Genomic DNA, 12,003 nt, shown 5'->3' on the forward strand with positions numbered 1-12,003 from the left:
ATTACTCACCACTTGCAGAAGTGGGAGTCTTCTCGACTGAGATAAATACTTAGACATAAAAGCAGGAATCAGAAAACTGGTCGTTTCTGGTTCTTGTTTTTTTGAAAATTAGATAAATGCTAGTCCCCATTATTGTGATTGCCGGAAAACCACACAGATTTTCAGACACGGGAAAAGCCTGCCTGACATAGAATAATAGAAAGGCCGCACACGGAGGTGCCGATTTGAAATCATTTCAATCGCCGCTGAGTACGTTGGAAGAAAAGCAGTATCTGGAGCAGCTGAAAAACGGAAGCGAGCAGGCAAAATCGGTATTAATCGAGCGAAATCTGCGGCTTGTGGCACACATTGCACGGAAATATCAGGGCGCGCAGGAAGATATGGAAGATCTGATCTCCATTGGAACCATCGGACTGATCAAGGCCGTGTCAACCTACAATCTGGAAAAAGGAAGCCGTCTGGGAACCTATGCCGCCCGCTGTATTGAAAATGAACTGCTGATGTATTTTCGCAGTAAAAAGAAAACAGCCAGAGATGTATCGCTTTATGAGCCTATCGGAACGGACAAAGAAGGCAATCAGATCAAATTGCTGGATATCGTAGAGAGCGGCGAACCAGAGCTGTGGGAGCGGGTGGTAGAAAAGAAAAATATTCTTCGGTTATACGAACTGTTGCCGAAGGTGCTGGATGAGCGGGAAAGCTGGATCATTCGGCGGCGATACGGTCTGTACAACACAAAACCTGCCACACAGCGGGAAATTGCCAAAGGTCTTGGAATTTCCAGATCTTATGTCAGCCGGATTGAGAAGAAGGCATTGGAAAAGTTACGGCAGGAGTTTGTGGAGGGATAATCGGCTTAATAGCAAAGAAAAGATATGTTACAATCAGAAAAAGATTTCAAGAGTAACAGCTTGAGGGAGAGCGTAAATGAAAATAGAACACCTTGAGACCATTCTGGCAGTATACCGCTGTCAGAGCCTGAAAAAAGCGGCAGATATCATTCCCTGTGCCTGTTCGACCGTTACAAAACATATCCAGTATGTGGAAGAAGAATTTCAAGATGGACTTTTTGGTACAGATATGCTACAGTAAACATGTCTTTTATCTTACTTTTTACTTTTTTCGGCAATCGCCGGATTTTTCCGTATACGAAAAGAGGAAAAATGAATATATGTATAGTGTAATTAAAACAGCGGTAGTTTGTGGCTTTGAGTCGCTTCCGGTGAAGGTAGAAACGGATGTCAGTGACGGCATGCCTTCCTTTGATATGGTGGGATTTTTGACATCAGAGGTAAAGGAAGCCAGAGAGCGGGTGCGTACTGCCCTGAAAAACGCAGGATTTCGTCTGCCAGCCAAGAAGATTACCATTAATCTGACACCGGCGGATGTGCGAAAATCTGGCACCGGGTGTGATCTGCCCATGGCAGCGTCTGTTCTGGCAGCATTTGGTTTTCTGGATGAGCATATTTTAAGTAATTATCTGCTGCTTGGAGAGGTTGGATTAAATAGCAGTATTTTGCCAACCAAAGGCGTACTGTCTGCAGCAGTACTGGCACAGAAAGAAGGCATGCAGGGGATTGTGGTGCCGTGGGAGAATGCCCGGGAAGCAGCAATTTTAGATACCGTAAAAGTCATTCCGGTGAAAAATCTCAAAGAATTCGTACAGATTTGTCAGCAGGAACTGCCGGAGACCTGTTTTTACCGGGAGCAGCAGGAAATCTGGAAGACAGAGTATGATGTGGATTTTTCGGAATTGCGGGGACAGCCGATGCTGCGCCGTGCCTGCGAGATCGCCGTCAGCGGCATGCACAATCTGTTGATGATGGGGCCGCCGGGTTCCGGAAAGACCATGGCAGCGAAACGGATTCCAACGATTTTGCCGGAACTGAGCCGGGAGGAAAAACTGGAACTTTCTCAGATTTATTCGCTCTGTGGTCTGCTGGATCAGGAACGTATCATTCAGAATGAACGCCCCTTTCGCAGTCCGCACCATACGGTGACGGCGCAGGCTCTGGTGGGCGGCGGAAAGCAGCCGCATCCCGGAGAAATCAGTCTGGCGCATCATGGAATTTTATTTCTGGATGAACTGGCGGAGTTTAAACCGGGAATTTTAGATGTATTGCGGGAACCGTTGGAGGAAAAGAAAGTCCACATTTCCCGGGTAGGAGGCAGTTTTGTCTATCCGGCGGATTTTATGCTGGTGGCATCTACAAATCCTTGTCCATGTGGTTTCTACCCTAATTTGGATCGCTGTAACTGCAGGCCGCAGGCGATCAAAAACTACATCAGCCGCATTTCACAGGCATTTTTGAATCGTATTGACCTGTGTGTGGAAACAGAAGAAGTTCGCTACACAACGATGGTGGATATGCGAGAGGAAGAAAGCAGTGCGGTGATCCGTGCCCGGGTAGAACGGGTGCATGAAATTCAACGGGAGCGGTTCGAAGGCAGAAAATATCGGTTTAACAGTCAGATGAACATGGAAGATCTGGAAACATTCTGCGCGCTGGATGCGGAGTCCGCGGAGCGGATGCAGGACAAGTATGAGGAATATCATTTAAGTGCCCGCACTTATGGGAAAATCCTGAAAACGGCCCGCACCATTGCAGATATGGAAGGAGCGGAAAATATTCAGTGGGGACATCTGGAAGAAGCTTTTATGTTCCGAAATCCGGACAAGAATTACTGGAGGAGGGACTAAGTATGCGTGAAATGAATAAAAAGAACGAGATTTTTGATCATACACAAAGGTTTTCCCAAGAAAAGGAAGCCAGAGAAGATTCTGAAAAAAGACAAAGTAGAGAATTTCCCGAGAAGATAGAAAAGAGCGAAAAACAGGGAGAGATAGCAGAGAATCAAAGGAAAAATGATCTAAAGTATGATTTCTGGTTAGCCTCTCTGACAAATATCAACAGCAGCAAACGAATCCAAGTCCGTGAATTATGCGGCAGTGCACAGGCAGTCTATGAACTCCGGGAAGAAACTTTAAAAAATATGCACCTTTTTACCGACAATGAACTACAGCATCTGTTGGAAAGCCGCAAAAAAGATCTGAACCGTGCCTGGGAGCGCTTCCTGGGGCAAAACATCCAGATGTTTCCCATTGGAAGTAAAAAATATCCACAGCGCTTAAAAGACATTGCACAACCGCCATATGCGATCTTCTGCAAGGGTTCCATGCCAGATGCAAGAAAAAGCGTAGGCATCGTAGGTGCCCGCATGTGTTCAGAGTATGGCAGAAGTATCGCCACAAAGCTTGGCAAAATGCTGGCAGGCAAAGACGTGCAGGTGATCAGCGGCATGGCACTTGGCATCGACAGTGCCTCTCATGCCGGTGCCCTGCAGGGGAAGGGCAGCACCTTTGCTGTCCTTGGCTGCGGTTGCGATATCTGTTATCCGAAAAATGCCCGGAATCTGTATGAAAATATCCAGACTTCCGGCGGAGGTATTTTGTCGGAGTATCCGCCGGGAACGGAACCGCTGCCTTATCGCTTCCCGGAGCGCAACCGCATCATCAGTGCCCTGTCCGACAGTCTGGTGGTGGTAGAGGCAAAGAAAAGGAGTGGATCTCTGATCACGGCAGACGCGGCGCTGGAACAGGGCAAAGATGTCTATGCGGTGCCGGGGCGCTTCGGAGATGTATTGAGCGACGGATGCAATGCCCTGATTGGTCAGGGCGCGGGAATTATCTATGATCTGGATATTTTTTTGCAAAATCTGGGATATTTGCCCGAAAAAAATGTAGAAACGACAAAAATAAAAAATATTTCCCTTGATAAAAGCGAAAAGTTGGTGTATGGTTGTCTTGGTTTCCACAGCCGATATATTAACTATATTATAGAAGAAACAGGTTTGGATCTGATTACAGTACTGCATAGTTTAGACAAACTCAAGCGGTACGGACTGGTGCAGGAAACTTTTCAAAACTATTTTTGTAAACGTATATAAATAAGTAAGAACATAGGGGTTAAGAGGTAAGTATGGCGAAGTATTTAGTAATCGTGGAGTCTCCTGCAAAGGTTAAGACAATAAAGAAATTTCTTGGAAAAAATTACGAGGTAGCAGCATCGAACGGACATGTGCGTGATCTGCCGAAAAGTCAGCTTGGGTTTGATGTGGAAAATGACTTTGAACCGAAATATATTACTATCCGTGGAAAAGGAGATATTCTGGCAAATCTGCGAAAAGAAGTAAAAAAAGCAGATAAAGTGTATCTTGCAACTGACCCGGACCGTGAGGGTGAGGCAATTTCCTGGCATCTGGCAACGGCTTTAAAGTTAAATGACAAAGATGCGAAACGTATTACATTCAATGAGATTACGAAAAATGCGGTAAAGGCTTCGCTGAAGAATCCACGTGAGATTGATATGAATCTGGTGGATGCGCAGCAGGCGCGTCGTGTGCTGGACCGTATGGTAGGTTACAAAATCAGTCCGGTACTCTGGGCGAAAGTAAAACGTGGCTTGAGTGCAGGTCGTGTGCAGTCTGTGGCACTGCGTATCATCTGTGACCGTGAAGACGAGATCAACGCATTCATTCCGGAAGAATACTGGACCATTGATGTGGTATTAAACGTAAAAGGCGAGAAAAAACCATTGGTTGCAAAATTTTACGGCGATGAAAACGGCAAGATCCAGATTCACAATCAGGCAGAATTAGATGCAATTTTAAAAGAAATCGAGTCTTCCGAATATAAAGTACTGGAAGTGAAAAAAGGCGAGCGTACCAAAAAGCCGCCACTTCCGTTCCGGACAAGTACCCTGCAGCAGGAAGCAAGTAAGCATCTGAATTTTTCCACTCAGAAGACCATGCGTCTGGCGCAGCAGTTATATGAAGGTGTGGATATCAAAGGCAGCGGAACTGTTGGTCTGATCACATACTTGCGTACCGATTCCACCCGTGTGTCTGAGGAAGCAGAGGCAGCGGCAGCAGAGTATATCGGCAGCAATTATGGCGCTGATTATGTGGGCGGAAGTGCTGATGTGAAGAAAAATACAGCAAAAATCCAGGATGCCCATGAAGCAATCCGACCGACAGATCTGAATCGTTCACCGGCTATGGTAAAAGAATCTTTAAGCCGCGATCTGTTCCGTCTGTATCAACTCATCTGGAACCGTTTTGCAGCGAGCTGTATGACACCGGCAGTATATGAGACCACATCTGTTACCATTGGTGCCGGAAAATACCGTTTTCATGTATCTGCTTCCAAGGTAAAATTCGATGGTTTCATGTCTGTTTATACCTTAGATGAGGAAAAATCCGACCGTGTATTTTTATCAAAATCACTAGATGAGACTTCAGAGCTGACCAAAGAAGAAATCGAGCCGAAGCAGCATTTTACGCAGCCACCGGCACACTTTACCGAGGCATCTCTGGTAAAAACACTGGAGGAACTTGGCATCGGACGTCCGAGTACTTATGCTCCGACTATTACAACGATTCTTGGCAGAAGATATATTGTAAAAGAAAATAAAAACCTCTATGTTTCCGAACTTGGCGAGGTTGTCAATAATATTATGAAGGAAGCCTTCCCGGAGATCGTGGACGAGCGCTTCACCGCAAATATGGAGTCCCTGCTGGATAAAGTCGAGGAAGGCACCGTAGACTGGAAGATGATCATTCGAAACTTCTATCCGGATCTGGATGCGGCAGTAAAAGCGGCAGAAGCAGAACTGGAAAAAGTAAAGATTGAGGATGAAGTAACCGACGTTGTCTGCGAACAGTGTGGACGCCACATGGTCATCAAATACGGACCGCACGGCAGATTCCTTGCATGCCCGGGCTTTCCGGAGTGCCGCAACACAAAACCGTATTTTGAAAAGATCGGCGTAGCCTGCCCGAAATGCGGCAAAGATATCGTTTTAAAGAAAACGAAAAAAGGAAGAAAATATTACGGCTGCGAGAACAATCCGGAATGTGATTTCATGTCCTGGCAGAAACCGTCCAAGATCCCGTGCCCACAGTGCGGCGGCTACATGGTGGAAAAAGGAAACAAGCTGGTCTGCGCGGACGAGCAGTGCGGTTATGTTATGGGAAAACCGGAAACTTCCGAAGAATAACACGTCGAGGGTAGTTTTATACAAAATTAAATGTATAAAATGACTGAAAAAGTTGTGATTTTTAAAATTTCTTGTGAAATTTGAAAAAATATGACAGATTTAAATAAAATTTGTTGAATTTACAGAAAAATAGTGCTAAGATATGCCTGTTAATTATCTTGGCACTATTTTTTGGCCGAAAAATCGGCGTGATAGATAAGAAAAATGATATGGAGGAAGCTATGAGCAGCGTACAGTTATTAGACAAAACACGAAAAATCGGAAAACTGCTTCATAATAACAATTCGTCTAAAGTTGTTTTTAATGACATTTGTGATGTTATGACAGATATCCTTGCATCGAACGTACTGGTAATCAGTAAAAAAGGAAAAGTTCTTGGAACAGGACTTCGCCCGGAAGTGATCGAGATCACAGAACTTCTGGCAGATCAGGTAGGAAATTATATTGATGCATCTTTAAATGAGAGATTACTGGGTATCCTTTCTACTAAGGAGAATGTAAATCTGGAGACACTTGGATTTATGGTAGACAGCGAAAAAGGCTATGCAGCAACCATCGCACCGATCGATATTGCAGGTGAGCGTCTTGGTACTTTATTTGTATATCGCCAGAATGCACAGTTTGATATTGATGACATTATCCTGTGCGAGTACGGTACCACAGTCGTAGGACTGGAAATGATGCGTTCCGTAAACGAGGAGAACGAGGAAGAGACCAGAAAGAAACAGATTGTAAAATCTGCACTGAGCACACTTTCTTACTCCGAGCTGGATGCTATCGAGCATATTTTTGATGAGCTGGAAGGCCGCGAGGGAATCCTTGTTGCCAGCAAAATCGCTGACCGCGTCGGCATCACACGTTCCGTTATCGTCAATGCACTGCGCAAATTTGAGAGTGCCGGTGTCATTGAATCCCGTTCCTCAGGAATGAAAGGAACCTACATTAAAGTATTAAATGATGCAGTGTTCGAAGAATTAGACAATCTCAAGGCAAAAAATGACTAAAAATGTCTTGAAGCGTACCTATAAGTATGCTATACTGAATCGGTCTGAGAAAAGTCACAAATTTTTTTGTGCGCTTTTTTAGATAAATACTATATTAATCACATATGCGGACTAACCGGGATGGTGCCCACAGGGTGAACCGGCGGGTGAGATGCATATGGAAGAGACAAAACCATGGAGGTAAAAAAATGAGCGTTATTTCAATGAAACAGTTACTGGAAGCAGGTGTACATTTCGGACACCAGACAAGAAGATGGAACCCTAAAATGGCTCCGTACATCTACACAGAGAGAAATGGTATCTACATCATCGACTTACAGAAATCTGTAGGTAAAGTTGATGAGGCTTACAATGCAGTAGCAGATATCGTTGCTGAAGGTGGTACAATTCTTTTCGTTGGTACAAAGAAACAGGCACAGGATGCTATCCAGGCAGAAGCTGAGCGTTGTGGAATGTACTATGTAAACGAGAGATGGTTAGGTGGTATGCTCACAAACTTCAAAACAATCCAGAGCCGTATCGCTAGACTGAAAGCAATCGAGAAAATGTCTGAGGATGGAACATTCGATGTTCTGCCGAAAAAAGAAGTTATCAACCTCAAAAAAGAGTGGGATAAACTTGAGAAAAACCTTGGCGGTATCAAAGAGATGGACAGAATCCCGGATGCAATCTTCGTTGTAGATCCGAAAAAAGAGAGAATCTGTGTTCAGGAAGCACACACACTGGGAATTCCGCTGATCGGTATCGCTGATACAAACTGTGATCCGGAAGAGTTAGATTATGTAATCCCGGGTAACGATGATGCTATCAGAGCCGTAAAACTGATCGTTTCCAAAATGGCAGACGCTGTTATCGAAGCAAAACAGGGTACTGTAGAGGCTGACGAGGAAGTTTTCGAAGAGGCTGAAGGAACAGAGGAGTAATCTGTAGATTTGCGGGGAACCGCATCACTATGAATGAAATCGGAGGAATAAAACCATGGCAATTACAGCATCAATGGTAAAAGAATTAAGAGAAATGACCGGCGCAGGTATGATGGACTGCAAAAAAGCTCTTACAGAGACAAACGGTGATATGGACGCAGCTGTTGAGTTCTTAAGAAAGAACGGACAGGCAAAAGCTGAGAAAAAAGCTGGACGTATCGCAGCAGAAGGTCTTGTACGTGTCGCTATGGATGGTGACAACACAGCAGCAATCGTAGAGGTTAACTCTGAGACAGATTTCGTTGCTAAAAACGAGACATTCCAGCAGTATGTAGAGGCTGTTGCAGCTCAGGCTGTTGCTTCTGATGCAGCTGATATGGATGCATTTTTAGCAGAGACATGGAATGCAGATTCTTCCAAAACTGTAAAAGATGCTCTTGTAGAGAAAATCGCAGTTATCGGTGAGAACCTGAATATTCGTAGATTCCAGAAAGAGACACAGGAGAACGGATGTATCGTATCTTATATCCACGGTGGCGGACGTATCGGTGTTCTTGTAAAAGCTGAGACAGCAGTTGTTAATGACGCTGTAAAAGAGGCTCTTACAAACGTAGCAATGCAGGTTGCAGCTCTTGCTCCGAAATATGTATCTTCTGACGATGTAAGCGAAGAGTACAAAGAGCATGAGAAATCTATCCTTCTTGCTCAGGCTAAAAATGAGAACCCGGACAAACCGGACAATATCATTGAGAAAATGATCATCGGACGTCTGAACAAAGAGCTGAAAGAAGTATGCCTGCTTGAGCAGCCATATGTAAAAGCTGAGGATGGAAAACAGACTGTTGCTAAATACTTACAGCAGGTTTCCAAAGAAGTTGGCGCTGACATCAAGATCACAGGTTTCGTACGTTTCGAGACAGGTGAAGGTCTTGAGAAGAAAAACGAGGACTTCGCAGCTGAGGTAGCAGCACAGATGAACGCATAAGTACGTCGGCAAAGTCCGATGGAGGAACCACTGCAAGACCTTGAATTTACTGCATTTTAGGCGTGGTTTCGGAATAAGATGTAAGGTTGCGTACTTGTCATAAAGTATCATAATTTATTGTAGATTATCAGAGGTTTTTGTGTCAGGTTTGCGTAAGGAATTGCGTCAATTGAAAAGACGACTTCCTTCAGCGAATTTTACGCATTTTTATGACTATAAAGCAATCTCATGAATAAAGAGTGTGAATGAACATTGATTTGTTTTTCACACTCTTTTTTTGTGTGAAAATAGGTAAGTTGACGCAAAATACAAAGTGACGTATATATAGCACTAAGGAATCAGAGAAATCTGATCCGATAAAAATGAACGAAAGATGCCATATTGCTACAATCCAGAAAAATTTGAAAAATTAATTTCTTGTAAATAACGAAGTAACCTATTGACAAGACACAACCCAAATTAGGTAGAATAGATTCAAAGATAAGGATTGATAAATTTTCTTGGTAAAAATACAGGAAAATGAATCAGTCCTTTTTTTTGTTGGATTTTTTCGGGAAGAGGGCAAAAAAGCAGAGGTGAAGGAGGTAAAACATGAGAAAAAAAGAAATCAAATGTCCTTATTGTGGCAGTAAAGCAAAATTAGTTCATTTTTATGATATCTATGGGAAGGACGCAACTCATCCGGAAAGGTATGCGTGGGCATGCGCAAGATTTCCACAGTGCGATTCTTATGTAAGCACAATCAAAGGTAGCACGAAACCAGCGGGGACACTTGCCGATGCACAACTACGACATGAGCGGATTGAAGCTCACAGGGTTATCAAAAAAGTGGTGGAGAGCGGTATGGATCAGCATAGCGTCTATCGTTACCTGGAAGACCGGATGGGTCTGCAGAGAGACCAGTTACACATTGCAAGCTCAGGGATTTATTATTGCCGACTGGTACAACAGATTCTGAAATCTTTGTTAGAAAGGAGATGCGGAACATGTTAGGTAAGAATGCAGAAAAAGAATTATTGGCAAACATGGAAGAAATCCGATATATGACCAGAAGTATTGTTCGTAAAAGTGCAATATTTGCGAAATATATGGATATAGAAGATTTTTATCAGGAGGCGTATATTGAATACTTACAGTCTGTAGATTCGTATGATCACACAAAAGGAAAAAGTCTCCATAATTACGCTTATAGCAGAATCAGGCATCGTTTGATGAGTATTTTTCGGAAAAACCGGAATATATACCAGGAATATGGAAGCAATAAATTAGAGGAACAGTTGTCATGTAGACAGGATGTAGAAAGTGAATTACGTGCAGCGGAGTTTGCGGTGGACTATCTGGAAGTAGAAAAGGAGATGATGAAGGTATATATGGATGCTCCAAAAACGATACAGTATGGAATCCTTGCAATCTGTAATGAGGTGCGAGGGATTTCAAAAGCAGAAACAGCGAAAGAACTTGGCATAACTACCAGCTATATTACAGTAAGTATGCGGCGTGCAGCAGACAAACTGAAGTTGCCGGTGATGTTTGCCTGGTATGGTTATCATAATCTCAAATGACTAGAAATGATTTTATGATTTAGTATGAAAAGGAGTAAAAATGGCGAATCCGTATAGAAAAGTAATGTACCGATTAAAAGAAAAATGGTCTATTCGGGAAATCGCGGAATTATATATTGACCGGAATTTCAGTATGGATCTGGTCTCACATATTACGGGAATCCCGTTAGCACCATTGAGCCATATCTTATGGGATTATCATCTGCCAGAAGTGAAAAGCAAATATTATACAGAAAACTTTTTAGGCGAGATTTCCAAACTTACAAAACAAATGCATGCAGAATTTTTCCGGGAAGAGCGGATCTTTACACGACAGTATGAGAATGACAGACGAAAGATGGAGACAGATTTTTTAGCGGAGATTTCGTAACAAAAGAATCATAACTCTATTCGTTTCGCAAGGAAGGAAGGGAGAAAAATGGCAGGGAATAAAAAAGTGAACTCTATTTTTCAACATAAGAGAGAAATACGTGACTATGCACTATGGGCATTGCAGGTGCCGGATATTAGTCCGAAAGAAGATACCTATCTTTTGGTTTCGGAAGCCCAGGCGGGAAATGTAGATGCCAGAAATATTTTATACCTGGCTTATATGAAGTATGTATTCTACATTGTTTCGCATTATTACAGTTTCAAGGATTATATGGAAGGGGAAATTGAAGATTGCGTGCAGGAAGGAATGCTTGGATTGTATGAGGCAATCATGCGATTCGATGTCACCAAAAATGCGAGTTTTACGACTTACTTAACCATCTGGGTGAGAAAATATGTTTCCAGATATCTATCGGAAGATGGAACGATCAAACGATCTTCCAGGATCGTGAAAAAAACCCAACAGTTGCAGAGTGCCTGCATGGACTATGAGCTGCTTCATGGAAGGCGACCTACGATCGCGGAACTTGCGGAAATAATCGGGGAAAGCGAAAATGTAACCAGAAATCTGCTGGAAGCATTGCAAAGAGCAAGAATCAAATCTCTGGATCATCCACGAAATGACGATGAAAAGTGGACAGAACAGTTGAAATACGATTATGATCTGGAATCCGAAGTGTGTCAGGAAGTGATGAATCGTGAATTTGAAAATATGGTCATTGAGGTGCTTCAGAATGAGACCGACCGGCAGATCATCGATTATGTTTTTGAGTATGCTGACAATGACATGACACGCTCGGAGATTGCGGAAAGTGTAGGAGTATCCAAGCAGTATATCTGCAAGCGAATCATCGCAATCAAAGAGCTTTTGAGAAAAAAACATATCATCTAACGGAATGAAACATCCTCCGGCATTTTGCCAGGGGATGTTTTAAGTTTCCGAAAAAGAAGAACTGACGTATTTCTATTAATAGAGGTCATCTATTCTGTATATACAGAACGTCTAAAAAATAGCGAGAACTATTTCTTATCATGTGGAGCGTTGTCTGCGCTCGGAATCCAATTACAATCGGGAGCAATCCTGTTTATTTGATAAAT

General features: G+C 43.2%; 12 protein-coding genes. All 12 read left to right on the top strand.

Features of this window, described 5'->3' with window-relative positions:
- Nucleotides 1-224 precede the first annotated feature (224 nt).
- The 12 genes from sigK to LG34_RS09365 all read left to right on the top strand — a co-directional run bounded on the left by sigK (nucleotide 225) and on the right by LG34_RS09365 (nucleotide 11,797).
- On the top strand, nucleotides 225-851 hold the full coding sequence (sigK, locus tag LG34_RS09310; RefSeq protein WP_109215835.1) for an RNA polymerase sporulation sigma factor SigK: 627 nt from the start codon (nucleotides 225-227) through the stop codon (nucleotides 849-851).
- A 76-nt stretch (nucleotides 852-927) separates the two neighbouring features.
- Nucleotides 928-1,092 carry a helix-turn-helix domain-containing protein gene (locus LG34_RS09315; protein ID WP_109215836.1) on the top strand — a complete coding sequence of 55 codons (165 nt, stop codon included), beginning with the start codon at nucleotides 928-930 and terminating at the stop codon, nucleotides 1,090-1,092.
- Between the two features lie 79 nt (nucleotides 1,093-1,171).
- Complete coding sequence (locus tag LG34_RS09320) at nucleotides 1,172-2,701, top strand: YifB family Mg chelatase-like AAA ATPase (RefSeq protein ID WP_109215837.1); 1,530 nt, start codon at nucleotides 1,172-1,174, stop codon at nucleotides 2,699-2,701.
- 2 nt (nucleotides 2,702-2,703) lie between these two features.
- A complete protein-coding gene (gene dprA / locus LG34_RS09325; RefSeq protein ID WP_109215838.1) occupies nucleotides 2,704-3,948 on the top strand; it encodes a DNA-processing protein DprA in 1,245 nt (414 codons plus the stop codon).
- A gap of 32 nt (nucleotides 3,949-3,980) precedes the next feature.
- Nucleotides 3,981-6,059: a type I DNA topoisomerase gene (topA, locus tag LG34_RS09330; protein ID WP_109215839.1), complete on the top strand. Its 2,079-nt coding sequence runs from the start codon at nucleotides 3,981-3,983 to the stop codon at nucleotides 6,057-6,059.
- A 221-nt stretch (nucleotides 6,060-6,280) separates the two neighbouring features.
- Entirely contained in the window at nucleotides 6,281-7,063 is a 783-nt protein-coding gene (gene codY, locus LG34_RS09335; protein ID WP_109215840.1) for a GTP-sensing pleiotropic transcriptional regulator CodY, read from the top strand.
- Between the two features lie 188 nt (nucleotides 7,064-7,251).
- Nucleotides 7,252-7,986, top strand: a complete 735-nt coding sequence (rpsB, locus tag LG34_RS09340) for a 30S ribosomal protein S2 (RefSeq protein WP_109215841.1) — start codon at nucleotides 7,252-7,254, stop codon at nucleotides 7,984-7,986.
- A gap of 55 nt (nucleotides 7,987-8,041) precedes the next feature.
- Complete coding sequence (gene tsf / locus LG34_RS09345; RefSeq protein ID WP_109215842.1) at nucleotides 8,042-8,971, top strand: translation elongation factor Ts; 930 nt, start codon at nucleotides 8,042-8,044, stop codon at nucleotides 8,969-8,971.
- Nucleotides 8,972-9,562: 591 nt separating this feature from the next.
- Nucleotides 9,563-9,964 carry a zinc-finger-containing protein gene (locus tag LG34_RS09350; RefSeq protein ID WP_021738776.1) on the top strand — a complete coding sequence of 134 codons (402 nt, stop codon included), beginning with the start codon at nucleotides 9,563-9,565 and terminating at the stop codon, nucleotides 9,962-9,964.
- On the top strand, nucleotides 9,958-10,533 hold the full coding sequence (locus LG34_RS09355) for a sigma-70 family RNA polymerase sigma factor (RefSeq protein WP_021738777.1): 576 nt from the start codon (nucleotides 9,958-9,960) through the stop codon (nucleotides 10,531-10,533). Before LG34_RS09350 ends, LG34_RS09355 begins: the two co-directional genes overlap by 7 nt.
- A 40-nt stretch (nucleotides 10,534-10,573) precedes the next feature.
- Entirely contained in the window at nucleotides 10,574-10,903 is a 330-nt protein-coding gene (locus tag LG34_RS09360) for a hypothetical protein (RefSeq protein ID WP_109215843.1), read from the top strand.
- Nucleotides 10,904-10,951: 48 nt separating this feature from the next.
- On the top strand, nucleotides 10,952-11,797 hold the full coding sequence (locus LG34_RS09365) for a sigma-70 family RNA polymerase sigma factor (RefSeq protein ID WP_109215844.1): 846 nt from the start codon (nucleotides 10,952-10,954) through the stop codon (nucleotides 11,795-11,797).
- Nucleotides 11,798-12,003: the final 206 nt, after the last annotated feature.

Origin of the sequence: Eubacterium ramulus (assembly GCF_003122485.1) — a bacterium.
GTDB classification, from domain to species: domain Bacteria; phylum Bacillota; class Clostridia; order Lachnospirales; family Lachnospiraceae; genus Eubacterium_I; species Eubacterium_I ramulus_A.

Bases quoted from the DNA above. Each gene is read 5' to 3' on its own strand.
- tsf (WP_109215842.1), top strand. From the start codon at position 8,042: ATGGCAATTACAGCATCAATGGTAAAAGAATTAAGAGAAATGACCGGC.
- topA (WP_109215839.1), top strand. From the start codon at position 3,981: ATGGCGAAGTATTTAGTAATCGTGGAGTCTCCTGCAAAGGTTAAGACA.
- LG34_RS09350 (WP_021738776.1), top strand. From the start codon at position 9,563: ATGAGAAAAAAAGAAATCAAATGTCCTTATTGTGGCAGTAAAGCAAAA.
- LG34_RS09360 (WP_109215843.1), top strand. From the start codon at position 10,574: ATGGCGAATCCGTATAGAAAAGTAATGTACCGATTAAAAGAAAAATGG.
- rpsB (WP_109215841.1), top strand. From the start codon at position 7,252: ATGAGCGTTATTTCAATGAAACAGTTACTGGAAGCAGGTGTACATTTC.
- dprA (WP_109215838.1), top strand. From the start codon at position 2,704: ATGCGTGAAATGAATAAAAAGAACGAGATTTTTGATCATACACAAAGG.
- LG34_RS09365 (WP_109215844.1), top strand. From the start codon at position 10,952: ATGGCAGGGAATAAAAAAGTGAACTCTATTTTTCAACATAAGAGAGAA.
- codY (WP_109215840.1), top strand. From the start codon at position 6,281: ATGAGCAGCGTACAGTTATTAGACAAAACACGAAAAATCGGAAAACTG.
- LG34_RS09315 (WP_109215836.1), top strand. From the start codon at position 928: ATGAAAATAGAACACCTTGAGACCATTCTGGCAGTATACCGCTGTCAG.
- LG34_RS09355 (WP_021738777.1), top strand. From the start codon at position 9,958: ATGTTAGGTAAGAATGCAGAAAAAGAATTATTGGCAAACATGGAAGAA.
- LG34_RS09320 (WP_109215837.1), top strand. From the start codon at position 1,172: ATGTATAGTGTAATTAAAACAGCGGTAGTTTGTGGCTTTGAGTCGCTT.